At 72.0% G+C, this 25065-nt stretch carries 18 protein-coding genes and 1 pseudogene; 3 read left to right on the forward strand and 16 right to left on the reverse strand.

Annotation, left to right across the window (positions count from 1 at the left end):
• Positions 1–6: 6 nt before the first annotated feature.
• From ACGFIM_RS08965 to mraZ, 16 genes and pseudogenes are all read right to left on the reverse strand, one after another.
• A complete protein-coding gene (locus ACGFIM_RS08965; protein ID WP_364054810.1) occupies positions 7–300 on the reverse strand; it encodes a YggT family protein in 294 nt (97 codons plus the stop codon).
• An 81-nt stretch (positions 301–381) separates the two neighbouring features.
• Complete coding sequence (locus tag ACGFIM_RS08970; RefSeq protein WP_393196973.1) at positions 382–882, reverse strand: cell division protein SepF; 501 nt, start codon at positions 880–882, stop codon at positions 382–384.
• Positions 883–1019: 137 nt separating this feature from the next.
• The gene (locus ACGFIM_RS08975) at positions 1020–1712 is read right to left on the reverse strand and encodes a YggS family pyridoxal phosphate-dependent enzyme (protein ID WP_393196976.1); all 693 of its coding nucleotides are present in this window, start codon (positions 1710–1712) and stop codon (positions 1020–1022) included.
• A 137-nt stretch (positions 1713–1849) separates the two neighbouring features.
• Complete coding sequence (gene ftsZ, locus ACGFIM_RS08980) at positions 1850–3385, reverse strand: cell division protein FtsZ (protein ID WP_393196979.1); 1536 nt, start codon at positions 3383–3385, stop codon at positions 1850–1852.
• A gap of 337 nt (positions 3386–3722) precedes the next feature.
• Complete coding sequence (locus ACGFIM_RS08985; protein WP_393196982.1) at positions 3723–4391, reverse strand: cell division protein FtsQ/DivIB; 669 nt, start codon at positions 4389–4391, stop codon at positions 3723–3725.
• A gap of 94 nt (positions 4392–4485) precedes the next feature.
• Positions 4486–5886, reverse strand: coding sequence for a UDP-N-acetylmuramate--L-alanine ligase (murC, locus tag ACGFIM_RS08990; protein WP_393196985.1), 1401 nt, complete (start codon positions 5884–5886; stop codon positions 4486–4488).
• Positions 5883–6959, reverse strand: a complete 1077-nt coding sequence (gene murG, locus ACGFIM_RS08995) for an undecaprenyldiphospho-muramoylpentapeptide beta-N-acetylglucosaminyltransferase (protein WP_393196988.1) — start codon at positions 6957–6959, stop codon at positions 5883–5885. The genes murC and murG overlap by 4 nt, the downstream gene beginning before the upstream one ends.
• Before the next feature lie 12 nt (positions 6960–6971).
• A complete protein-coding gene (gene ftsW, locus ACGFIM_RS09000; protein WP_393196991.1) occupies positions 6972–8258 on the reverse strand; it encodes a putative lipid II flippase FtsW in 1287 nt (428 codons plus the stop codon).
• Positions 8242–9618, reverse strand: coding sequence for a UDP-N-acetylmuramoyl-L-alanine--D-glutamate ligase (gene murD / locus ACGFIM_RS09005; protein WP_393196994.1), 1377 nt, complete (start codon positions 9616–9618; stop codon positions 8242–8244). Before murD ends, ftsW begins: the two co-directional genes overlap by 17 nt.
• A complete protein-coding gene (gene mraY, locus ACGFIM_RS09010; protein ID WP_393196997.1) occupies positions 9615–10673 on the reverse strand; it encodes a phospho-N-acetylmuramoyl-pentapeptide-transferase in 1059 nt (352 codons plus the stop codon). The genes murD and mraY overlap by 4 nt, the downstream gene beginning before the upstream one ends.
• A 647-nt stretch (positions 10674–11320) precedes the next feature.
• Positions 11321–12598: pseudogene (gene murF, locus ACGFIM_RS09015) on the reverse strand (UDP-N-acetylmuramoyl-tripeptide--D-alanyl-D-alanine ligase); the annotation flags it as partial.
• The gene (locus tag ACGFIM_RS09020) at positions 12598–14127 is read right to left on the reverse strand and encodes a UDP-N-acetylmuramoyl-L-alanyl-D-glutamate--2,6-diaminopimelate ligase (protein WP_393196999.1); all 1530 of its coding nucleotides are present in this window, start codon (positions 14125–14127) and stop codon (positions 12598–12600) included. The gene ACGFIM_RS09020 and the pseudogene murF, both read right to left, overlap by 1 nt.
• A 40-nt stretch (positions 14128–14167) precedes the next feature.
• Entirely contained in the window at positions 14168–15898 is a 1731-nt protein-coding gene (locus ACGFIM_RS09025; RefSeq protein WP_393197002.1) for a peptidoglycan D,D-transpeptidase FtsI family protein, read from the reverse strand.
• A 752-nt stretch (positions 15899–16650) separates the two neighbouring features.
• Positions 16651–17385 carry a hypothetical protein gene (locus tag ACGFIM_RS09030; RefSeq protein ID WP_393197005.1) on the reverse strand — a complete coding sequence of 245 codons (735 nt, stop codon included), beginning with the start codon at positions 17383–17385 and terminating at the stop codon, positions 16651–16653.
• On the reverse strand, positions 17375–18340 hold the full coding sequence (rsmH, locus tag ACGFIM_RS09035) for a 16S rRNA (cytosine(1402)-N(4))-methyltransferase RsmH (RefSeq protein ID WP_393197008.1): 966 nt from the start codon (positions 18338–18340) through the stop codon (positions 17375–17377). Before rsmH ends, ACGFIM_RS09030 begins: the two co-directional genes overlap by 11 nt.
• 222 nt (positions 18341–18562) lie before the next feature.
• Entirely contained in the window at positions 18563–18994 is a 432-nt protein-coding gene (mraZ, locus tag ACGFIM_RS09040; protein WP_364054852.1) for a division/cell wall cluster transcriptional repressor MraZ, read from the reverse strand.
• 448 nt (positions 18995–19442) lie between these two features.
• Between mraZ and ACGFIM_RS09045 the strand changes: the two genes are divergently transcribed.
• From ACGFIM_RS09045 to ACGFIM_RS09055, 3 genes are read left to right on the forward strand one after another with little or no spacing between them, the layout of a single operon-like run.
• Positions 19443–20477: an AAA family ATPase gene (locus ACGFIM_RS09045; RefSeq protein WP_393197011.1), complete on the forward strand. Its 1035-nt coding sequence runs from the start codon at positions 19443–19445 to the stop codon at positions 20475–20477.
• A gap of 40 nt (positions 20478–20517) precedes the next feature.
• The gene (locus tag ACGFIM_RS09050) at positions 20518–21777 is read left to right on the forward strand and encodes a DUF58 domain-containing protein (protein ID WP_393197014.1); all 1260 of its coding nucleotides are present in this window, start codon (positions 20518–20520) and stop codon (positions 21775–21777) included.
• Positions 21774–24227, forward strand: coding sequence for a transglutaminaseTgpA domain-containing protein (locus ACGFIM_RS09055; protein ID WP_393197017.1), 2454 nt, complete (start codon positions 21774–21776; stop codon positions 24225–24227). Before ACGFIM_RS09050 ends, ACGFIM_RS09055 begins: the two co-directional genes overlap by 4 nt.
• Positions 24228–25065 lie beyond the last annotated feature (838 nt).

Genomic DNA, 25065 nt, shown 5'->3' on the forward strand with positions numbered 1-25065 from the left:
CCATGCTCACCGTGGGCCGAGAGCCTGGGCGATCTGAATCAAGATCAGAACCACGATGAACAGGACAGTGAAGCTTAGGTCAAAGGCCACCGTACCCAACCGGAGCGGAGGAATGAAACGGCGGAGGAACTTGAGGGGTGGGTCAGTTGCGGTGTAGGTGGCCTCCGCCACGACGAGCACCACGCCCGACGGACGCCACTGACGTGCGAACGCCTGCACCGTCTCAAAGATCATCCTGCCGATGAGCAGCACCAAGTAGAGAGACAGGACTACGACCAAGATCCCACTAACGATCTCCACGGCCCGGCCGCGCCTCCACTTCTGATGTGCCTCCAGGCCTTGGGGAGACCTGGTTGGGTCCGATAGGCATACACAGAGACTCTAACTCTGATTGAAGAACCCGCGTTCCGCGATTCGAGCCTTGTCCTCGGCGGTCACCTCGACATTGGCAGGGGACAACAGGAACACCTTGTTGGTAACACGTTCAATGCTGCCATGTAGGCCGAAGACGAGACCTGCCGCGAAATCAACCAGTCGCTTCGCGTCACTGTCGACCATCTCGGTCAGGTTCATGATGACGGGGGTCCCGTCACGGAAGTGCTCACCGATTGTACGCGCCTCGTTGTACGTGCGAGGATGCAGGGTCGTGATGCGAGCCAGATCCGTCGTACGGCGTTCCACGATGGTCGTGGTGGGCCTGGGCGCGGGGCCGCCGGTCTCGGGCTCGTCGTCGCGGTCTTGGACCGCGACAGGACGCTCCTCACCGGGGCGCTGCACGTCGTCGTCGTAGGCGTAGTCGTCGTTGTAGGTCTCGTACCTCTCGTAGCGGTCGTCCTCCACGAGACCGAGGTAGACCGCCATCTTGCGCATCGCGCCGGCCATCGCTACGTCGTCCTCCTGCTCATGGTCGCACTCGCTCGGGCCCGTCGCCGTGCCCTGAGGCGGTAGGGGCACCCCCGGAGCTCACCGCTGATCGACCTCTACTCGGTCATGGGCCTGAAGACCCACTTGAGGGGACATTACCTGACGAAGGGCTTGCGACGACCGAGCAACGCCGTACCGACCCGAACATGTGTCGCGCCGTACGCGATCGCCTCGGCGAGATCGCCGCTCATCCCGGCCGAGACCATGGTGGCCCGCGGGTGCTGCTCCTGCAGCGCCGTGGCGAGCTCGCGGAGCCTGGCGAAGGCCTTGGCGGGCTCCTCGCCCAGCGGGGCGACCGCCATGACGCCGCCCAGCCACACACCTTCGGCCAGCGCCACCTCGTCGGCGAGGGCGAGCAGGTCGTCGGGCCGGACGCCGCCCCTGCCGGGGTCGTCGTCGAGCGCGACCTGGACCAGGCAGCCGATGCGCCGGCCCTGCCTGACCGCCTCCTTGCTGATGGCGTTCACCAGTTTGGAACGGTCGACAGAGTGGATCACGTCGGCGTAGGAGACCACCGAGCGGACCTTGTTGGTCTGCAGCTGGCCGACGAAGTGCCAGGTCAGCGGCAGCCCGGCCAGCTCGCGCGCCTTGGGCGCGGCCTCCTGGTCGCGGTTCTCGCCGATGTCGCGCACGCCCAGCTCGGCCAGGATGCGGATGTCGTCGGCGGGCCTGGTCTTGGTGACGGCGATCAGCGTGACCTCGCCGCGGTCGCGGCCCACGGCGTGACACGCAGCGGTGATGCGCTCCTCGACCTCGGCGAGACCGGCCGCGATCTCGTCCCTTCTCACGTGCCTCTCCTTCGTTACCGCACCGCCCGCTCTCCCGCTCCCCCGCCGGCCCGGCGCGCCCTGCCGCCGCAGGCACGACGGCGCCGCTCCCGGGTCGCTGCGGGGAGCGGCGTCAGGCGATCGACTTCGTTGACCGGCTACTTGAGGAAGTCGGGAACGTCGAGTTCCTCTTCCTGCTCCTCGAAGATCACCCGGGGACGTTTGGGAGGCTCCGACATGCGGGAGGTGATGGGCGTGGGCGGATTGGCCGGCTCGGGCGTGGGCCTCGGGATCGAGACGGGGCCGGACGCTCCGTCGGCCTCACCGGACTCCTGCCTTCCCTCGTCGCGGCCCTCGCTCCTGCTCTCGGCGCGGTCGTCCGCCCTGGCGTCGGAACGCTCCTGCGCCGTATCGTGCACGGGCTCGACCGGCCGCACCGGCTCGGGCCTGGCCTCGGCGCGCGGCTCGGGACGGAACTCGGGCCGCGGCTCGGGGCGGGGCTCGGGACGGGGCTCGACGCGCGGCTCCGGCCTGATCTCGGGGCGCGGCTCTGGCCGCACCTCGGCGCGGGGCTCGGGGCGCGGCTCGGGACGGAACTCCGTACGCGGCTCAGGGCGCGGCTCGGCGCGCAACGGCGGCGGGTCGGACTTCACACTCGGGGAGGCCGCGTTCGGCCGCGCAGGAGCCGACACGGGCGGCGCCGCGGGGCGACCGGCCGGCCTGGGCGTCTCCTTGCTGGACGGGCCCGGCACGTCGTCGAAGCCGGCCGCGATCACCGTGACCCGCACCTCGTCGCCGAGCGCGTCGTCGATGACCGTGCCGAAGATGATGTTGGCGTCGGGCGCGGCGGCCATCGACACCAGCTGGGCGGCCTCGTTGATCTCGAACAGGCCGAGGTCGGAGCCCCCCGCGATGGACAGCAGCACGCCGTGCGCGCCGTCGATGCTGGCCTCCAGCAGCGGGCTGGAGACGGCCATCTCGGCGGCCGCCACCGAGCGGTCGTCGCCGCGGGCGTGGCCGATGCCCATGAGCGCCGAGCCGGCGCCCGACATGACCGACTTGACGTCGGCGAAGTCGAGGTTGATCAGACCGGGCGTGGTGATGAGGTCCGTGATGCCCTGGACACCCGACAGCAGCACCTGGTCGGCCGCCTTGAACGCGTCGAGCACGCTGACCTGCCGGTCGGAGATCGACAGCAGCCGGTCGTTGGGGATCACGATGAGCGTGTCGACCTCGTCGCGCAGCGTCTCGATGCCCGCTTCCGCCTGCGAGGCCCTGCGCCGTCCCTCGAAGCTGAACGGACGGGTCACGACGCCGATGGTGAGCGCGCCGAGCGACCTCGCGATGTTGGCCACGACGGGCGCGCCGCCCGTGCCGGTGCCGCCGCCCTCGCCCGCCGTGACGAAGACCATGTCGGCCCCCTTGAGGACCTCCTCGATCTCCTCACGGTGGTCCTCGGCCGCCTTGCGGCCGACATCGGGGTTGGCGCCGGCGCCGAGCCCGCGCGTGAGCTCGCGGCCCACGTCGAGTTTCACATCGGCGTCACTCATCAGCAGCGCCTGGGCGTCGGTGTTTATCGCGATGAACTCGACGCCCTTGAGTCCCTCCTCGATCATCCGGTTGACGGCGTTGACTCCGCCGCCGCCGATGCCGACGACCTTGATGACCGCGAGGTAGTTCTGCGGTGCTGCCACGACGAGGGGCCTTTCCGCTCGTTGACTTGCCATTCCGGTGCGGATTGTCTCCGCTTTTTTGTCACTTCAGGTAACTCTCAACCTCAGGTTGAGATTTAGATTTATGTCAACCTGATGATTGATACGGACAGTAGGAGTTACGCTCCGGGCCGGTCAACTAACCGCGCCGCAAGCACGTCCGGCGTGTCGCGCGCTGTCCGATTCGCTCCGCCGACGCGCCAGGTGGCGCGCCTCCTCTGCCGAAAGTCCGGCTTACAGGCTCTCATGTTCCGGGCCCCGACTCGTACAGGCTCGGCGATCTGCTTGCCGCTGACTTGCCGGACTCTGACGATCACGATCACTTCAGCGTCACCACGTCCGGGGAACTGACGTCGTAGAAGGTGGCGGATCGTTCCCGTTTGAGGAGCGAGGCCAGGATGCGGCCCTTCTCCTCGAGGCGGTCGGCGCCGCCCCACAGGACCGTACGCCCGTCGGACAGCTCCAGCGTGACCCCCTCGGCCGTGCCCGCGCGCACCCGCCTCACCTTGCCCGCCACCTCGGACGGAACGGCCTGGACGACCTTGAGCGCGGCCGTCATGACCGGATCGCCGGGCACCGGCCGGTCCACCTTGAGCACGGGCAGCAGGGGCGGCGGCGCCGGTTTGACCTCGATGACCACGCCCTGGCCGTCGACCACCGCCACCTTGCCGCCGGTCTCGATCGCGGCGACCGGCTCGCGCTCGACCACCTCGATCCTGAGCGTGCCCGGCCACACCCGGTCCACCTTGGCGGAGGCGAGCTGCCGGATGCCGAGGACACGGCTTTCGACACCGGCCAGGTCGACGGTGGCGAGGGGGTGCAGCTCCGGCACGCCCACCTGCTGCTTGATGCGCTCGCTCGGCACTGTGAGATTTCCCACGATCTCGATCGAACGCACGCCCAGCACGGGCGAGAAGAACACCAGCCACGCGGTGATGCCCACCACGCCCGCCGTCAGCAGCACCAGGAACGCCGTGCGCGCCTTCATCGCCCTCCCCTCGGCATGCGGCTCATGTCGGCACCGAACCTAGCCCGGCGGCGGCTCCGAGGCCCGTGCGCCACGCCCAAGAGCACGCCCTCGCTCAGGGCGACAGGCGGGCGACGATCTGCGGCCCCAGCTCCGTGACGTCGCCCGCGCCCATCGTCAGCACGATGTCGCCGGGCCGCGCCCGCTCGGCCACCAGCGCCGGTACGGCCGACCTGTCGGGCGCGTACGCCACCCGCTCGGGCGGCAGCGGCACCCGCCCGGCCACCATGGCGCCGGACACCCCGGGCTCGGGGTCCTCCCTGGCGCCGTAGACGTCGAGCACGATGACCTCGTCGGCCAGGCCGAGCGCGGCGCCGAACTCGTCGGCGAAGAACCGGGTGCGCGAGTACAGGTGCGGCTGGAAGATCGCGATGACCCGGCCGGTGCCCGAGTACGAGGCGACCACGTCGCGGGCGGCGCGCAGGTCGGCGGCGAGCTCGGTGGGGTGATGCGCGTAGCTGTCGAAGACCGCCACGCCCCCGGCCTCGCCCTTGGCCTCGAAGCGGCGCTTGGCCCCCGTGAAGGCCCCCAGGCCGTCTCTGATCTCCTCGAACGGCATCCCGAGCTCATCGGCCACGGCGATCACCGCCGTGGCGTTGAGCGCGTTGTGAGCCCCGGGAACGGCCAGTCTGACCTCTCCCCTGCCTTCGATGGAGAACACCGTGCCGAACCCGTCGGGCCGCACCCCGCCCACGCGGTAGTCCTCGCCGCGCACGCCGTAGGTCTTGACCCGCAGCCCGCGCTCGGCGGCGCGGCGCGCCAGCTCGGCCGCGCCCGGGTCGTCGGCGCAGCAGATGAGCAGCGAGCCGACCCGCTCGGCGAACCGCGCGAAGCTGTCGTGCACCGCCCGCGGATCGCCGTAGTTGTCGAGGTGGTCGGCCTCGACGTTGGTGACCACGGCGATGTCGGGCGCGAGCATGAGGAACGAGCCGTCGCTCTCGTCGGCCTCGGCCACGAACACCCGCCCCTGGCCGTCGTCGGCGCCGAGCCCGGTGGTGACGAGCTGGCCGCCCACGCAGTAGGACGGGTCGGCGCCGCACTTCTGCAGCGCCACGGTGAGCATGGAGGTGGTCGTGGTCTTGCCGTGGGTGCCGGCGATGGCGACGCCGGTGCGCCCGGCCATGACGGAGGCGAGGGCGGCGGCCCGCGGGATGATCCGCAGCCCCTGCTTGAGCGCCTCGCCCAGCTCGGGGTTGGAGTCGCGGATGGCCGTGGAGACCACGACGGTGTCGACGTTCCTGATGTGGGAGGCGGCGTGGCCGATGTGGACCGTGGCGCCCAGCTCGCGCAGCTCGGTGATCAGCTCGGAGCTGCGCGCGTCGCTGCCGGTCACGCGTACGCCGCGCTTGAGCAGGATGCGGGCGATGCCCGACATGCCCGCGCCGCCGATGCCGATGAAGTGCACGCGCCCAAGATCTTCGACGGCGACGGGATCGACCAGCTTCACGAGACTCATCGGGCTATCTCCAACACTTTCCTGGCGAGCATGATATCGGCGTCCTTGCTCCCCAGCCTGGAGGCGGCCTCCGACATGACGGCGACCCGCTCGGGGTCGTGGAGCATGGGCAGCACGTTCTGGATGATCCAATCGGCGGACAGCTCGGCGTCGTCGACCATGAGCCCGCCGCCGCCCGCGACGATCCGCTCGGCGTTGATGCGCTGCTCGCCGTTGCCGTGGGGCAGCGGCACGTACGCGGCGGGCAGCCCCACCGCGGTCAGCTCGGCGCAGGTCAGCGCGCCGCTGCGGCACAGGGCGACGTCGGCGGCGGCGTAGGCGAGGTCCATGCGGTCGACGTAGGGCAGCAGGACGTACTGCGGGTCGCCGGGCGGCGGCTCGTGGTCGACGGTGTTCTTCGGGCCCAGCACGTGGAGCACCTGCACCCCGGCCCTGCGCAGCGCGGGCGCGGCGGCCAGCGCGGCCTGGTTGATCGATCGCGCGCCCTGCGAGCCGCCGAACACCAGCAGCGTCGGCCGGTCGTTCTCCAGGCCGAACCACGAGCGCGCCTTGTCGCCCATGGACAGCCGGTCGAGCGTGGTGATCTCGCGGCGCAGCGGCGTGCCGACGAACTCCGCCTTGGGCAGCGCGGAGTCGGGGAAGCCGGTGAAGACGTGCTCGGTCAGCCGTGCGCCCAGCCGGTTGGCCAGCCCGGGACGCGGGTTGGCCTCGTGGACGACGATCGGCAGGCCGCGCCGCTTGGCGGCGAGGTAGGCGGGCGTGGCGACGTAGCCGCCGAAGCCCACCAGGATGTCGGCCTGCACCCGGTCGAGGATGCCCGCCGCGGCGTTGATCGCCCCCGCGAGCCGCCCCGGCACGGTGAGCAGGCTCGGCGTGAGGGTCCTGGGCAGCGGCACGGCGGGCACCAGCTCCAGCTCGTAACCCCGCGCAGGCACGAGCCGCGTCTCCAAGCCGCGTTCCGTGCCCACGCAGGTGATGCCGACGCTCTGGTCAAGATGGCGCAGCGCGTCCGCAAGGGCGAGCGCGGGCTCGATGTGCCCGGCCGTCCCCCCACCGGCGAGGACCACCCTCATCTCGGTCACTCCCTAACGTGTCGCTCGGCCTCTGGTCGTACGCCGCAGGCCCAGCCAGCTTAGGGCCCGGGCGGCCGGTCCGGGGCCACGTGCCGCCAAGGCCTCGCGCGCCCCCGGCTCGCGCCGGGCGAACGACAGCAGCATGCCGAGCGCCGCGAGCGTGGGCAGCAGTGACGAGCCGCCGTACGAGACCAGCGGCAGGGGGATGCCGGTGATCGGCAGCACCCCCAGCACCGCGCCCATGTTGACGGTCGCCTGGCCCACCACCCACGCCACCGTGGCGGCCGCGGCGAGCCTGATGAAGGCGTCGTTGACGCGTATGGCCACCCGCAGGCCCGCGTAGCCGAGCAGCCCGAACAGCGCCACGACGGTGAGCGTGCCCATGAGCCCCAGCTCCTCGCCGATGATGGCGAAGATGAAGTCGCTCTCGCTGTTGGGCAGCCAGTTCCACTTCTGCCGGCTCTCGCCCAGGCCGACGCCGAACCAGCCGCCGGAGCCGATCGCGATCTGCCCCTGCACGGCCTGGTAGCCGGCGCCCTGCGCGTCGGCCCACGGGTCGAGGAAGGAGCTGATGCGGGCGGTGCGGTACGGCTCCACTTTGATCGCGATGACGGCGGCCAGCACCGCGAGCGCCATGAAGCCGCCGAACAGCTTGATCGGCGCGCCCACCACCCACAGTAGCGCGAGAAAGATCAGGAAGAGTACGAGCGTGGTGCCGAGGTCGCTGCCCAGCATGACCATGACGGCCAGGATCGCGGTACCGGGCAGCAGCGGGATCAGCATCTGCCGCCACTCGATGCGGCCCTGCTTGACCCGCCTGGACAGCAGGTCCGCCCCCCACAGCGCGAGGCCGAGCTTGGCCGGCTCCGACGGCTGGATGGTCAGCGGGCCGAGGTAGATCCACCGCTGCGCGCCCCACTCGGCCGAGCCGACGAACAGCACCATGACCAGCGCGATGATCGACAGCGCCATCAGCGGGTAGCCGGCCCAGCGGAAGAACTTGACCGGCAGCCGCGAGCAGGCGTACATGAGCGGCACGCCGATCGCGGCCGACAGCGACTGCTTGATGAACCACGAGAACGGGCTGCCGGTCTTGTTGAGCGCCTCGATGCTGGATGCCGACAGCACCATCATCAGCCCGAGCGCGAGCAGCAGCGCGCTGCACATGATGATCAGGTAGTAGGTGGTCAGCGGCTTGTCCAGCAGCTCCTTGAGCGCGAGCAGCTGCTCGCGCAGGAAGCTCTGCGGGCTCTCCTCGGCGCGCGCGGGCCGTACCCGCTCCTCAGCGCTCGTGCTCACGTCGCGCCCTCAGCTCGCGTACGGCACGCGCGAAGGCCTCCCCTCGCGCCGGATAGTTCGCGAACATGTCGAAGGATGCCCCCGCCGGGGAGAGCAGCACGGTGTCGCCTGGCGAGGCCAGCCGTGCCGCTTCGGTGACGACTTTGTCCATCGCACCAGTGTCGCGATCCGCGATGTCCACGAGGGGGACATTCGGCGCGTGTCGCGCCAAGGCTTCGGCGATCCTGGCGCGGTCGGCGCCGATCAGCACGGCCGCGCGCAGCCGCGGAGCCGCCTGGCGCACCAGGTCGTCGACGTCCGCGCCCTTGAGCAGGCCGCCCGCGATCCACACCACCGAGCGGTAGGAGGCGAGCGCCGCGGCGGCGGCGTGCGGGTTGGTGGCCTTGGAGTCGTCGACGTAGTCGACCTCGCCGATCCTGTCGACGTGGGCGAGCCGGTGCGGGTCGGGCACGAAGTCGCGCAGCCCCTGGCGCACGGCCTCGGCGGGCACGCCGAGCGAACGGGCCAGGGCGGCCGCGGCCAGCGCGTTGGCCACGTTGTGCGGCGCGAACGGCTTGATGTCGTCCAGCGTGGCGAGCTCTTCCGCGGCGTCCACGGGGTCGGCGACGAACGCGCGGTCCACCAGCAGGTCCTCGACCACGCCGATCTCGCCGCGCCGGGGGATGCGCAGCGTGAACCCGACGGCTCCCGGGTAGGGCTCGGCCAGCCTGGCGGCCTCGGGGTCGTCGGCGTTGTAGATCACCGTGCCGGCGCGCTCGAAGATCCGGCCCTTGGCGGCGGCGTACTCCTCCATGGAGCCGTGCCAGTCGATGTGGTCGGGCGCCACGTTGAGCACGGCGGCGGCGTGCGGGGCCAGCGTGGAGGACCAGTGGAGCTGGAAGCTGGACAGCTCGACGGCCAGCGCGTCGTACGGCTCCCCCACCGCCCGCACCACGGGCACGCCCACGTTGCCCACCGCCAACGCCTTGCGGCCGGCGGCCAGCAGGATCGAGGTGAGCATGCGCACGGCGGTGGTCTTGCCGTTGGTGCCGGTCAGCGCCAGCCACGGCGCCGCCTGCCCGGAACGCAGCCGCCAGGCCAGCTCGACCTCGCCCACGACCTCGACCCCGGCCTTCAGCGCCGCGGCGATGAGCGGATGATGCGGCGGCCAGCCGGTGGTGACCAGCCGCGCCACCCCCTCGGGCAGCGCCATCTCGCCGAACCTGGTCTCCACGCCGACGCGGGCGAGCTCCGCCGCCGCGGCGAGCTGCCGCTCGCCCTCGGTCGCCTCGACCACCACGACCCGCTCACCCCGCGCGGCCAGCACCTCGGCCACGGCGGTACCGGACACGCCGAGCCCGGCCACACACGTGTACGTCATGGCCGCGGCATCCACTCGACGTAGAACAGGCCGAGCCCGAGCGCCGCGCACAGCATGGCGATCAGCCAGAAGCGGACCACGATCGTGGTCTCCGCCCAGCCCTTGAGCTCGAAGTGGTGCTGCAACGGCGCCATCCTGAACACTCGCTTCCCGGTCATCTTGAACGATCCGACCTGGATGATGACCGACAGCGTGATGATCACACACAGGCCGGCCAGGATGATCAGCAGGAGCTGGGTGCGGGTGGCGATGGCGAGCCCGGCCAGCACGCCGCCCAGCGCGAGCGAGCCGGTGTCGCCCATGAAGATGCGGGCGGGCGGCGCGTTCCACCACAGGAACCCGATGAGCGCCCCGAGCACGGCGGCGGCCACCACGGCCAGGTCGAGCGGGTCGCGCACCCAGTAGCAGTTGGGGCCGAGCTGGTCGATGCAGTTGTTGCGCAGCTGCCAGTTGCCGATCAGCACGTACGCCGCGAGCACCGTGCCGGTCGCACCACTGGCCAGACCGTCGAGACCGTCGGTGAGGTTCACCGCGTTGGAGAACCCGACGATCATGATGAGCACCCAGATGGTGAACCCGACGATGCCGATCGAGGGGCCGAAGTCCCGCAGGAACGACAGCCGGGTCTCGGCGGGCGTGATGCCGTACACGTTGGGCTGGCGGACCACCAGGACGGCGAAGACCGCACCCACGATGAGCTGGCCGAGCGCCTTGGCGCCGCTGCGCAGGCCCAGGCTGCGCTGCTTGTAGATCTTGATGAAGTCGTCGAGGAAGCCGACCGCGCCGAGGCCCGTCATGAGGAACAGCACCAGCATGCCCGACACGGTCACGGGGGTCAGGGTGGCCAGGTGTGAGGCTCCGTAGGCGAGCAGGGCGGCCAGGACGAACACCGTGCCGCCCATGGTCGGGGTGCCCCGCTTGCCGAGATGCGCCTGCACGCCCTCCTCGCGGACCTGCTGGCCGATGCCGCGCCGCGAGAACAGCCGGATCGCCAGCGGGGTGCACAGCATCGAGAGGATGAGGCCAACCGCGCCGGCGATGATGATGTTGGTCACTGGGGGGCACCTCCGAGCACCAGCTCGGCCGTTCGCTCCAGGCCCATCGCTCGCGGGCCCTTGATCAATACCGCGTCACCCGGCCGCAGCCACGCGGCGAGCTGCGCCGCCGCGGCCTCGGCGTCGGAGACGTGCACGACGGTCGTGGGGCGGCCGAAGCCGCCGGGGACGGCCGGGGGCGGCCCTCCCGCTGCTCCGCCCGCCGATCCGCCGGGCGGCCCGATGGGCGGGCCACCGGCCGGCGGCCGCCACCCCGGCACCGGCGCGGGCGCCCCCGGCACGGCGGGAGCGCCGGGAACCGGCACGGCGGCCGGCTGAGGCTCGGAACCGGGCGTTCCCGGCCCCTGCGGCCCGGGAACGGGCGCCTGCGGCACCCCTGCGGGGGCGCCGGAAACCTGCGCCCCGGAGCCCTGCGGACCCTGGGGACCGGGAACGGGTCCCGCAGCAGCCTGCGGACCGGGAACAGGCCCCCCAGCAGCCTGCGGACCGGGAACAGGCCCCCCAGGAGCCTGCGGGCCGGGAACGGGTGCTCCAGGAGCCTGCGGGCCGTAGGCGGGGGCGCCGGGTCCCTGCGGGCCCGCGGCCTGACCGGTCGCGGGCGCCCCGGGAGCCTGGGGGTCGATGGCGGGCGGTGCGAAGGTCTGGGTGGCGGCGGCGTCCTGGGCGGCGGCCTCGAGCGCGGCCGCCGTCTCCACGGCGGCGGCGCGCGCCCCCTCCAGGACCGGTTCGGCGTCGGGGCCCGCCACGATCAGCCCGGCGAGACCGGCGCCGCCGGCCAGGCGGCCCAGCTCGGTGTTGAGCTTCCTGCTGTCCTCGCCGAGCTCGCGCAGCGCCGCGATGACGGCGAAGCGCCGCCGCCCGCGGCCGATCACGTCGAACGCCTGGAAGGCGGCCCGCATGGAGTCGGGGTTGGCGTTGTAGGCGTCGTTGACCACGGTGACGCCGTCGGGCCGGTCGGTGACCTCCATCCGCCACCGGCTGACCGGTGTGGCTGCCGACAGCTCCTCGGCGATCGTGGCCACCGGCAGCCCCAGCTCGTAGGCGGCCGCGGCGGCGGCGAGGGCGTTCTGGACGGCGTGCGCGCCGATCAGCTTGAGCGACACGTGCGCCGAGCCCGAGGGAGTGCGCAGCGTGAACGAGGCCCGCCCGCGCACGTCGATCACGACGTTCTCGGCCCTGATCGCCGCCTGCTCGCCCTGCCCGAAGTACGTCACCCGCGCCTCGGTGCGCGAGGCCATGCCGCGCACGAGCGGGTCGTCGGCGTTGAGCACCGCCACGCCGTCGCGCGGCAGCGCCTCGACGAGCTCGCCCTTGGCCTTGGCGATGGCCTCCTTGCCGCCGAAGACGCCGAGGTGCGCGGTGCCGACGTTGAGCACGACGCCGATCTTCGGGGGCGCGACGCGGGTCAGGTCCTTGATGTGGCCGATGTTGCGCGCGGCCAGCTCCAGCACCATGTAGCGGGTGTCGAGGTCGGCCCGCAGCACGGTGAGCGGGTGGCCGAGCTCGTTGTTGTAGCTGCCGACGGGCGCGATGGTCGGCCCGATGCGCCCGGTGAGCCGGGCCAGCAGGTCCTTGGTGGTGGTCTTGCCCGCCGAGCCGGTCACGCCGATGACGGTCGTCTTCGTGAGCGTGCGCACCTGCGCGGCGGCCAGCTCGGCGAGCGCGGCGGCGGCGTCGGGGACGATCACCGCGGGCGCGTCGACCGGCCTGCTGGCGAGTACGGCGACGGCGCCGTCGCGTACGGCCTGGGCGGCGAAGTCGTGACCGTCGACCCGCGAGCCCTTGATGGCGACGAAGAGGGATCCCGGTTCTACGGCCCGCGAGTCGATCACGACGGGCCCGCGCACCACCGCGCGGGGATCGGCCATGCCCGACAGGGCGCCCGAGGTAATCTCGGCGATCCTGGCCAGAGGCAACGGGATCATTAGTGCTTCCTGCTTTCCTTGCGTGCGTCGATCGCTTCGGCGACCACTTCGCGGTCGTCGAAGGGGATCACCTCGCCTGAGACGTACTGGCCCTGTTCGTGGCCCTTGCCCGCTACGACGATCACGTCGCCGCGCCCGGACCGGGCGATCGCCAGGCCGATGGCGGCCGCGCGGTCGGGCTCAATGATCACATGAGCGCGGTGGTGCCGGGGAACGCGGAGCGCCCCTTCCATCATCGCGGCGAGGATGGCCAGCGGATCCTCGGATCGCGGGTTGTCGCTCGTAAAGATTGCCACATCGGCCAGTTGTGCGGCGATTTCCCCCATGAGAGGGCGTTTGCCGGCGTCGCGGTCGCCGCCGCAGCCGAGCACGATCGTCAGGCGGCCCTCGGTGACCGAGCGCAGCGAGCGCAGCACCGACTCCACGGCCCCCGGCTTGTGCGAGTAGTCCACGACGGCCTGGAACTCGTCGTCGGCGCCCGTGACGCGCTCCATGCGTCCCGGCACCCCGGAGAGCGTGCCGATGCCGTGCACGGCCGCCTGGAGCGGCACGCCGGCCTCGACGAGGGTCACCACGGCGCCGAGCGCGTTGGCCACGTTGTACGGGCCGGGCAGCGCCACGGTCGCGTCGGCCTCGACACCGCCGGGGCCCACCACGCGGAACGCGCTGCCGTCCGAGCCCAGCCTGGTGTCCACCGCCCGCCAGTCGGCCTCGGGGTCACCGAGCGCCGAGAACGTGGTCATCGGCACCTTCGCCAGCTCCACCAGCTCGCGGCCGTAGCGGTCGTCGATGTTCGTCACGCCGGCCCGGCTCATCTCCGGTTGGAACAGCCTGACCTTGGTCGCGAAGTAGTCCTCGAAGTCCTTGTGGAAGTCGAGGTGGTCCTGCGACAGGTTGGTGAACAGGGCGACGTCGTAGTAGACGCCGTCGACCCTGCCGAGCGCCAGCGCGTGGCTGGAGACCTCCATGGCCGCCGCCGTGACGCCCTCCTCGCGCATGAGCGCGAACAGGGCGTGCAGGTCGGTCGCCTCCGGCGTGGTGAGCCTGGGCCGGAAGCGCAGCTCGCCGGCGTGGATCTCGACGCCGCCCACCAGGCCCGCGCGGTGACCGGCGGCCCGCAGCCCGGCCTCGATCATGAACGTGGTGGTGGACTTGCCGCTGGTGCCGGTCACGCCGAGTATCTGGATGTCGTGGGCCGGCTGGCCGTACACCCAGGCGGAGATCTGCCCGAGCAGGGCGCGCGGGTCGGACACGACGAGCACGGGCAGCCCGGTGGCCACCGCGGCGTCGCGGCCGGCGCGGTCGGTGAGCACGGCCACGGCTCCGTTCGCCATCGCGTCGGCGGCGAACTCGGCGCCGTGCACGTGGTTGCCGGGCAGCGCGACGTACAGGTCGCCGCGCCTGACCTCGCGCGAGTCGATGGTGACGCCGGTCAGCACGGCGTGCGGCGAGCGCGACGTGCCCGACTCGGCGTCGAGCATGGTCGCGAGCCCGCTCAGCGGGCGGGGCGGGCTGGTCGTGGGACGCATAGACGACGGGGGACGCACGGCGAGAGCGTACCTTCCCTGGTCACTGTCCCGCGCCGACCCGCACCGGCGAGACGGCCGAGCCTGTGGGAGGAATCTTCTTGCTCTTGATGGCGAACGTCATCACATCCTTGAAGACGGGGGCCGCGAGCTGCCCGCCGAAGTGGCCGTTCTTCGGGTTCTGCAGCACCGACAGCACCACCAGGCGTGGCTTGTCGGCCGGCGCGAACCCGGCGAACGACGCCGTATAGCCGTGATAGCGGCCGAGTTCGGCATCGTAGCGGTTCGCGGTGCCCGTCTTGCCCGCAACGCGATATCCGTCGATGGCGGCGAGCTGCCCGGTGCCCTCCTCGCCCACGGCGCTCTCCAGCATCGTCGTGATCTCCTTGGCCGTCGTCTCGCTCACCACCCTGGTCTGCTTACCGGGAGGAGCGGGGACGAACCTGCCGTGCTCGTCCATCGTGCCGGCCACGATCTGCGGCTCGACCTTGACGCCGCCGTTGGCGATGGTCTGGTAGACGCTGGCCATCTGCAGCGCCGTCACCGAGACGCCCTGGCCGTAGGCGACCGTGCAGTTCTGGCTGCCCGACCACTTCTTGTAGTCGGGCAGCAGGCCGGCCTCCGCGCCGGGGATGCCGCCGCCGGGCCTGGTGCCGAAGCCGAACGCCTTGAGCATGGCGTACAGCCGCTCGCTGCCGACCTTGCGCGCCGCCATGACCGTGGCCACGTTGCTGGACTGCGCCATGGCCTGGCGGAACGTCATCGACTCCGTCTTGTGGCTGTGGGCGTCGCGCAGCACCTGGTCGGCGCACTTGATCCGGTCGGGCACCCGGTAGACCGTGTCGGGCGTCACCACCTTGGCCTCCAGCGCCGCCGCGGCGGTGATCACCTTGTTGGTGCTGCCGGGCTCGAACACGACGGAGGCCGCCTTGTTGACGAAGCTCGACTCGGGCGCATTGCGCCAGTTGTTCAGGTCGAGCTCGGGCGCGTTGGCCATGGCGATGATCTGGGCCGTCTGGACGTCCATGACGATCACGGTGCCGCTGTCGGCGCCCGACTTCTTCACCTGCTCGGCGATGGACTTCTGGGCCGCCCACTGGATGTCGCGGTCGATGGTCAGCCGCACGTCGCGGCCGTCCACCGGCGGCGTCTGCTCGCTGCTGGTCATCGGGATCTGCTGGCCGTCGCGGCCGGTCTCGACGCGCATCTTGCCGTCGCGGCCGGCCAGCAGCTCGTTCTGCTCGCGCTCGATGCCGCCGAGGCCGGTGCCGTCGTCGCCGACGAACCCGATGAGGCTGCCCGCCAGGTCGCCCGCGGGATAGACCCTGCGGTAGGTCTTCTTCGCCGCCAGCGACGGGATCTTGGCCTGCAGCAGCCGGGTCGCGACGAACGGGTCGACGTCCCTGGCCAGCAGCTGGTAGTGGGTGCCGGTCTTGGCCAGCTTGGCGGCGATCTCCTGCTCGCTCTTGCCGAGCTGCTGGGCGAGGACGGCGGCGACCTTGGACCGGGAGGCCGCGGGCACCTTCGTCGGGTCGATCGACAGCTCGCGCGCCTCGCGGGTGACGGCGAGGTCGTAGCCCTTGACGTCCTTGATCGAGCCGCGCTTGGCGGGGATCGCCACGGTCTGCGTGCGCTGCTCGGCCGCCGCGGCCTCGTACACCTTGGCGTCGAGCCCCTGCATCTGGATGAGCCGGCCGGCGAAGATCGACAGCACGAACGTCATGCCGATCAGGCCGATGTTGATGCGCCTGCGCGGGTTACCGAGGCGCAGCACGAGCGGCGGGCGCGGCGGCGGCCGGCGCGGCCCCCTGGGCGGCGGCACGTCCCCGCCGCGAGACGCCCCGGAAGAGGCCCCGCGAGGAGCCCCGGAAGAGGCGCTGTGCGGGGCGCGCCCGGCCCCCGCGCCCTCCCGGCCGCGGGCGGCGCCCGCGGGCCCTCTGGAACCGCCCTGTGCGGCTCCGCGGGGGGCCGCGGACGGTGTGCGGCGCAGCGGGCCGTCCTGGCCGCGTCCACGGGGCTCCTCGTCCCCCGGACGGCGCGCCTTGCCGGGCTGCCCCGCCGCCTTCGAGCCCGCCCCCTTCGAACCTGCTCCCTTCGAGCCGGTCCCCTTCGAGCCGGCCCCTTTCGAGCCGGCCGCCTTGGAGTCCGCCGCCTTGGAGCCCGCCGCCGGTCCCGTACGGCCGGTGCCGCCGGGCTTGGCGGTCCTGCCCCGATCGTCGTCGCCGGGACGCCTGCGCGCCGGCGGCCGGTCGTCGCCGCGCGAGCGGCCGCGCGCGTCGCCGGCGGGACCGAACGCCTCGGGCCCGAACGGCAGGTCGAGAGGGTCGTCGGGGTCGCGCGGGCGGCGGGGCGGCTGCTGCGACGGCGGACGGCCCTCGCCGGAGGAGCCGCCGCGCGACGTGCCGCCGCTCTGCCGTGTCGTCCTTCCGGGACCGCCCGGCGTACGACGAGCGGCGCCGGGCCCTCCTTGAGAGCCGGCGCCGCCTGCGCCGCGGCCGGGGCCCTGCCCCCTGCCGCCTGATTCCCTCACCGTTCCGTGTCCGCCTGGTTCGGCCGCTCGTCGCCGGTGTAGGCGTTGACCTCGTCCCAGTCGGGGTGCTGCCCCTGCATCTCGGCCAGCCTGGCGATGTTGCCCGGCTGGGTCTTGAGCTGGTATTCCTGGTCGATCTTCTCGTTCTCGCGCCGCGCCACCGCGATCTCCTCGCGCAGCTTGGCGTCGGTGATCGTGTCCTGGGCCAGCATCGTGTTGAGCAGCAGCAGGCTCACCAGGCCGCCGCAGAGCAGGCCGACGACGAGCAGCACGAACGGCGTGCGCTGCCGGCGCGCCGGGCCGCGGCCGCCCGCGGGGCGTGCGGCGGGCGCCTTGCGCACGCGTGCGCCGGTCGGCTCGCCCGGCCTGCGCTCGGTGGCCGCAGCGGCCGGCTTGCCGCGTTCGGGTGCGGCGGTCCGCCCGCGTGTGGGAGCCTTGGTCCGTTCGGGCGCGGGGGCCTTGCCGCGTACGGGGGCCGCCGTCGCACGACCCGTGGCACGACCGCGCGCGGGAGCGCCCGCGGAGCCGCTCGCCCGCGCGTCCAGGCGCGCGCGCTCGGCGGCCGGGCGCCTGCCCGCCGCTTCGGAGCGCACGTCGGCTCGCGCCTCGGCCCGCACGTCAGGACGGGGCCGGGGCTTGGGCTGCTGCGACACGGCCGGCCTGCGGACGCCCGTCCTGGGCACCGCGCGGCGGACGGGAGCCCCCCGGCCGGTCTCCTGCTCAGTCGTCAACACGGATCCTCTCTGCCGCCCGTAGCCGGGCCGAGGCCGCCCGCGGATTGCGGGCGATCTCTTCTTCGCTCGGGAGCTCTGCTCCCCTCGTCAGCAGGCGGAACCTCGGCTGGTGAGCCGGAAGCGGGACGGGCAGCCCGGGAGGGCTGGTGTCCCTGGTTCGCGCCGTGAGGGCCTGCTTGGTGAGCCGGTCCTCGAGTGAGTGGTAGGAGAGCACGACGACTCGCCCACCGAGCGCCAGCGCGTCGAGCGCCGCGGGCAGCGCCGCCTCCAGGGCGGACAGCTCCGCGTTCACCTCGATGCGCAGCGCCTGGAAAGTCCTCTTGGCGGGGTTGCCCCCGGTACGCCGGGTCGCGGCGGGGATGGCCTCGCGAACGATGTCCGCGAGCCGCTTCGTCGAGGTTATTGCCTCTTTGGCACGTTCTCTGATGATCAGGCCCGCGACACGCTGAGCGAATCTCTCCTCGCCGTAGTCGCGCAGGATGCGAGTGAGGTCGGCGGCGGAGTACGTGTTGACCACCTGCTCGGCCGTGAGCTCCTGCGAGGTGTCCATGCGCATGTCGAGCGGCGCGTCGTAGGAGTAGGCGAATCCGCGCTCGGCCTCGTCGAGCTGCGGCGATGACACGCCGAGGTCGAACAGCGCCCCGTTGATCGTGGTGCGCCCGGCACGCTCGAGCACGTCGGGCAGGTCTGCGGACGAGGCGTGGACGAGGGTGATGCGGTCGGCGTAGGGGCTCAGCCTGCGGGTGGAGTATTCGATCGCGTAGGGGTCGCGATCGATGCCGATGAGGTGGAGCGCCGGGTGGGCGGCGAGCAGCGCGGCGGAGTGACCGCCGAGTCCGAGGTTGGCGTCGACGACGACGGGGTCGGGGCCGGACAGCGCGGGGCCGAGCAGCTCCAGAACGCGGTCGAGCATCACCGGAACGTGACCGCCCGTGGCGACGCTGTCGTCCATCTCCAACCCCCCTTTCGCGTCCTTGCTCGCGGATGACGCGTTCATCGATCGATCGCCGGTCATTCCTGGGTCCCCAACCGGCGCCGCCCGGCCAGGTCCCCATCCGCACCCTCTTCGTGGACGCCCGCCATCTGACACCGGGGAAGGTGCATCAGCTGACGGACAGTGGTTGCGGGTGGAGACCTCGCCGAACGACATCACCGACGGATCGACCGTGGTTCTTTACAGAATCCCTGGCAGCACCTCCTCGGACAGTTCGGCGAACGCCTGCTCCTGTGCACTGAGATAGCTGTCCCAAGCCTGTGCGTCCCAGATCTCCAGCCGGGTGTTGGCCCCGATGACGACGCAGTCACGTTCCAGGCCCGCGTACGTGCGGAGACTCTGCGGAATGGTGATGCGCCCTTGCTTGTCTGGTTTCTCGTCGGACGCGCTGGCGAAGAAGACGCGGCTGTAGTCACGCACCGCCTTGGCGGTGACCGGGGCGGTGCTGAGAGCCTCGGTAATGCGCTGGAACTCCTCCACGGGAAAGACGTAGAGGCATCGCTCCTGGCCTTTGGTGATCACAAGACCCTCCGCCAGCTCCTCACGGTACTTAGCCGGCAGGAACAGCCGTCCCTTGTCGTCCAGACGCGGTTGATGGGTGCCGAGGAACACCGGCCCCACCTCCCGTGCCTCGTGAAGCGCTCAGCGCTGGTGCACCGTGCCCTCCACTGCGCACCACCATACTCCACTTCTCCCCACCGTCAACTGATTCGAACCGTCTTCATCATTGGTTTCCGTTGCATTACCGCAGGTCAGAGGCATGGCGCGGGGTGGAGCGCCCCGGGGCGGCGGTGACCGCCATGGGCGTGTCGAGGCTTTGAAACCGCCTTCAAATAGGCCACTCAGGGGAGGGGCGAAGCGTGGGGTGGAGGAAAGTGGAGCGCTCGGTGGAGGGCGGCGCCGGGGCCTTCCTGCGGCCCTTCGCTGTGCTCTGTGTCACGGGATTCGCACGACCATGCCACAAGAACCGGAACATGACGGTGTTCCCTGAATATCCACAAATGTCGCTACGGAACCCGCAGCGTCGTAGGGTCGTACAGAACAATGGAAAAGGAATGGCATGGCTCCCGCAAAGGCACCGTACCGGGACAGCCGTCGCACTTCTCATGGAGGCCTGGTGGCAGTAACCCATGACGTCCCTCCCCAGCTCGACGAGCTGGTCACCACCGCCCACCGGATCCGGCAGGCCATCGAATCGGTGATCGAGGGCAAGAGCGACGCCGTCCGCCTCACCCTTACCGTCCTGCTCAGCGAAGGCCACCTCCTCATCGAGGACGTGCCGGGAGTCGGCAAGACGATGCTCGCCAAGGCTCTCGCCCGCTCCATCGACTGTCCCGTACGCCGTGTGCAGTTCACCCCCGACCTGCTGCCGAGTGACATCACCGGGGTGAGCGCGTACAACCAGCAGACGCGGGAGTTCGAGTTCAAGCCCGGTCCCGTGTTCGCCAACATCGTCGTCGGCGACGAGATCAACAGAGCCTCGCCGAAGACGCAGTCGGCGCTCCTGGAGTGCATGGAAGAGGGCCAGGTGACGGTGGACGGGCGGACGTACCAGCTCGAATCGCCGTTCATGGTGATCGCCACCCAGAACCCGATCGAGATGGAGGGCACCTACCCCCTCCCCGAGGCCCAGCGCGACCGCTTCACCGCCCGCGTGGCGATGGGCTACCCCGAGCCCACCGCCGAGCTGGAGATGCTCGACGTGCACGGCGGCACCTCGCCGCTCGACAAGCTGGAGCCGGTCGCCACCACCGCAGAGGTGCGCGCCCTCATCGAGGCCGTGCGCGGCGTCTACGTCTCCCAGGCCATCAAGAAGTACGCCATCGACCTCGTCGTGGCCACCCGCCACTCCCCCGACCTGCGGCTCGGCGCCTCCCCGAGGTCCACGCTGCAGCTCGTGCGCGCCGCCAGGGCGCACGCGGCGCTGTGCGGCCGCGACTACGTCATCCCCGACGACCTGCAGGACCTCGCCATCCCCGTGCTCGCGCACCGCCTGCTGCCCAGCATCGAGGCCCAGGGCCAGCGCCGCCTGCCGGAGCACGTCGTGGCCGACCTGGTCAAGCGGGTCCCGGTGCCGGAGACGCGGGGCACCTGATGACGGGCATGCAGGACCTGCGCCCGCGGGGCAGGGCGCGGTGAGGGCCGGGCTGCGGGCACTGACCTCCCGTGGCAGGTCGTTCCTGGCATCGGGGATCGCGGCGCTGCTCATGGCGCTGCTGCTGGGCGAGAACGACCTGTTCCGCATCGGTGTCCTGATCACGGCGCTGCCGCTGCTCGCCGCGATGGTGGTGGCGCGGACCCGCTACCGGCTGAGCTGCGCCCGCCACCTCGACCCGACGCGCACCGAGGCAGGCGGCGAGGCCACCGTGACGCTGCGGCTGGAGAACGTCACCCGCCTGCCCACCGGGCTGCTGCTCATCGAGGACACGGTGCCGTACGCACTGGGCGTGCGCCCCCGGTTCGTGCTGGACCGGGTGGAGGCCAGAGGCGTGCGGGAGATCGACTACCGGGTGCGCTCCGACCTGCGCGGCCGCTACACGATCGGGCCGCTGTCGATCCGCATCGCCGACCCGTTCGGGCTCGTCGAGCTGACCCGCTCGTTCACCATCAGCGACACGCTCGTGGTGACGCCGCAGGTGGTGGCGCTGCCCCACGTGCGGCTGTCGGGCGAATGGGCGGGCGGCGGCGAGAGCCGTACGCGGAGCGTCGCGGCGGCCGGCGACGACGACGTGGCGCCGCGCGAATACCGGCAGGGCGACGACCTGCGCCGGGTGCACTGGCGCTCCACCGCCCGCCACGGTGAGCTGATGGTGCGCCGCGAGGAACAGCAGTGGCAAAGCCGCGGCGCGCTGCTGCTCGACACCCGCAGGCACGCGCACCGCGGCGAGGGCCCGCGCTCGTCGTTCGAGGTGGCCGTCTCGGCGGCGGCCTCGATCGGCGTGCACCTCTCCCGCGAGGGCCTCGGCCTGCGGCTGGTCACCGACCAGGGCGCCGCGCACCTGACCGACCAGGGCAGCCAGTCGCTGCTCGACACGCTCGCCGTCATCAGGCACAGCCCCGCCCGCTCGCTGGAGATGGGCCTGTCCGCGCTGCGCCAGGGCGGCGGCGACGGGCTGATCGTGGCCGTGCTCGGCGCGATGGAGCCGGAGGAGGCCAGAGAGCTGGCCAGGCTGCGGCACAGCAGCATCACCGGGGTGGCGGTGCTGCTGGACGTGAGCTCCTGGGAGGGCGGTGACCACACCGCCGCGGAGAACCAGCAGGCCGTGCAGACGGTCTTCGCCGGGTACGGCTGGCGCATCGTCAACCTGCCCGCCGGCGTCTCCATCGCCTCGGTCTGGCCGGACGCCGCCAACCGCGGCAGATACGTGCTCGATCCCACAGGAGGGGCGGCATGAGACTGACGATCGCCTCGGGGGCGGCCTCCTTCTCCGCCGCCGTCCTGCTCTACCCCCTCTTCTCGGGCGGTACATGGTTCTGGACCTCGCTCGGCGCGGTGCTCTCCGTCGTCGCGGCGGGCCTGCTGAGCAGCCGCCTGTCGCTGCCCGCGTGGGCGGCGCCGCTCGTGGAGCTGGCGGCCACGTGGATCTTCCTGACCGTCTCGTTCGCATCCGACAAGGCGTGGGCGCTGATCGTGCCCACCAAGAGCTCGGTGGCGGAGCTGATCAGGCTGCTCGGCGTCGGATGGGCCGACATCCAGCGGTTCGCGGCGCCCGTACCGAACACCGAGGGCATCACGCTGCTGACGGCGGGCGGAGTGGCGCTCATCGCGATCACCGTGGACCTGCTCGCCGCGCGGCTGCGCCGGGCGGCGCTGGCCGGGCTGCCGCTGCTCGCGCTCGCCACCGTGCCGGCGACGATCCTCCCCGACCCGATCAGCTGGCCCGCGTTCATCATCGCCGCGCTCGGCTTCGTCGGGCTGCTCATCTCCGACGGGCGCGAGCGGATCGGCCGCTGGGGGCGCGCGGTGCTGGTGCGCCGTACGCGCGTGGTCAACCCCTCCCACGGGAGGGCGCAGGACAGGGCCCGGGAAAGGACGCCGTACGACACCGCCGACACCAGCGGGCTGCGGCTGTCGGGCAAGCGCATCGGGTTCGCGGCGATCCTGCTGGCCGTGCTGGTGCCCGCGGCGCTGCCCACGATGGAGCCGGTGTCGTTCTTCACCTTCGGCGTGGGCGGCAGGGGCAACGGTCCCGGCAACTCGATCAGCATCCCCAATCCCATCGCCAACCTCAAGGGCCAGCTCCAGCTGCCGCAGCGGCGCGTGGTGCTCACCTACACCAACACCGACAACAGGCCGCGCTACCTGCGGATCTACGCCCTGGACACGTTCGACGGCCAGCAGTTCGGCATGACCCAGCCGAAGGGCGCGCCGCAGAACAGGACCGAGAACGGCCCGCTGCCCGACCCGCCGGGGCTCAACCCGCAGACGACGATCAGGGACGTCCGGACGAACATCCGGATCAGCGACGAGATCGCGAAGCTGCAGTTCCTGCCGCTGCCGTACCCGCCCCGGCAGATCGACATCGACGGCGACTGGCGGGCCGACGTGGACACCCTCATGGTCTTCTCCACCCGCGAGGAGGCCGCGGGCGTCGACTACGAGGTCCGCACCACCGAGCCCGAGCCCACCGCCGACCTGCTGGACGCGACCGACACTCTGCCGTCCGAGGCCGACGACCGCTTCCTCGCCCTGCCGAAGAACCTGCCGTCCGGCATCAAGGAGCTCGCCGACGAGGTGACCGCCGACGCGCGCACCCGCTACGAGGCCGCGGTGCTGCTGCAAAAGTTCTTCACCACCGACGGCGGCTTCATCTACAGCCTGGAGACGCAGGGGCACAGCAACTCGGCGCTCGCCGACTTCCTGCTGCGCACCCGGGCCGGCTACTGCGAGCAGTTCGCCGCCTCGATGGCGGTGCTGGCCCGGCTGGTCGGCATCCCGTCGCGGGTCGCGATCGGCTACACCGGCGGCATCCAGGTCGGCGACCACTGGGAGGTCGGCACCAACGACTCCCACTCCTGGCCCGAGCTGTACTTCGAGGGCGTGGGCTGGCTGCCGTTCGAGCCGACCCCGACCGGCGCCGCCGGGCAGGGCAGCGCCCGCGTGCCCGAGTACTCGCAGCCCAGGCCCGAGCCGGCCGCCACCTCCAGCGAGCCGTCGCCCGGCGCCACCAGCTCCGAGGCCGACGAGCCGCAGAACCCGCAGGCCCGGCGCAACCCCCGCGAGCTGGACCGCGAGGGCACGGTCGCGACCGGCACGACGCCGCCGGACGACTCGATGCCGCTGGCCGGGAAGATCGGCCTGGGGGCGGGCGCGGTGCTGCTCGTCCTGCTGATCCCGGCCGGTCTGCGGCTCATCTCCCGCAACCGGCGGGTGCGCCGCCTCACCTGGAAGGTCTCCCAGCCGTCCGACGAGCTGACCGCCAGGATGGCCACCCGCCGCGGCCAGGCGACCGTCGCCGCCGTATGGGCCGAGCTCGACGACGTCCTGTACGACTACGGCATGGCCCGCCTGCCGAGCGAGACGCCCCGCGCGCTGGCCCGGCGGCTGACCGAGCAGTACGAGTTCGACGCCGAGTCCGCGGCGGCCATGACGGCCATCGCGCAGAGCGTCGAGCGGGTGCTGTTCGCCCGTGACCCCGGGCAGATCGGGCCCATGGGGAAGGAGCTGCGCCGGGTGCGCCTGGCGCTGGCGGCCACCGTCTCGCGCGGGCGCCGCGTCCGCGCCGTGCTGCTGCCGCCGTCCACGCTGCGGCGGATGCGGCAGGTGGGCGAGCGGCTGCTCGACGGGTTCGACCTGCTGGAGACCATCCGTCTCCGCCACACCTCGCCGCAGCGAGGCGCCTGACCGCTCCACGCGACCGCCCGGCCCGCCCTCCTCACGGGCTTGGGCGGTCGCGCCATGTCCAGGACTTGTCATGCCACGGGGTGTCGTGGCGAACCGACCCGGCCCAGGGCGGTCTGCCGTCCACGTGCCGTGCCGCCCAACCCGCCCGCATCGTGCCGCGCAGCCTGTGCCGCCCGACCCCGCCCGCGTGCTGTGCCGCCCGACCCCGCCCGCGCGTCGTGACAGCTAGGCCGCTCACGCGTCGTGACAACTGGCCCGCCCAGACATCGTGCTGCCCAGCCCCGCCGCGCGTTGTACCACCCGACCCCGCCCACGCACCGTGACAGTCGGCACCGCCCACGTGTCGTGCCGGCCGGTGCGGACCGCGTGCTGCGCCGGCCGGTCCGGGGCGTTGTGCGGGCCGGTCCGGGCCGTGACTCGACGGTCACCGAGACGGCCCTCAGCCCGCGAGCAAGGCCCCGAGACCGGGCGATCGGACGGCGCCGAGCGGCCGTCAGGCGGACCGGGCCGCTACCACCGGCGCCTCCCCCACCCGCCGAAGGGACCGCGACCGGCGACGGCGAGCGAGACCGGCACCTGCAGACGCCTGCGGGCGACGGGAGCGGAAGGGCGCGACCCCGCCCGAACGGAGCAGTGGCCGGAAAGGTGCTGGGAGGGTGCACGAGAATCGGGCGCGGAGTTCGCCACCCGGTGAAGCGGGGACGGGCGCGGACAGGCCGCCACCGCCTGAACGCGCGAACACCTACCGATGGCGGAACAAGAGGCGGGACACAGGACCGATTGCCTGGACGAAGCAGGACGCGCCGCCGATACCTGGACGAGGCGCGAAGACGTACCG

Origin of the sequence: Nonomuraea sp. NPDC049309 (assembly GCF_043196965.1) — a bacterium.
GTDB lineage: Bacteria > Actinomycetota > Actinomycetes > Streptosporangiales > Streptosporangiaceae > Nonomuraea > Nonomuraea fastidiosa.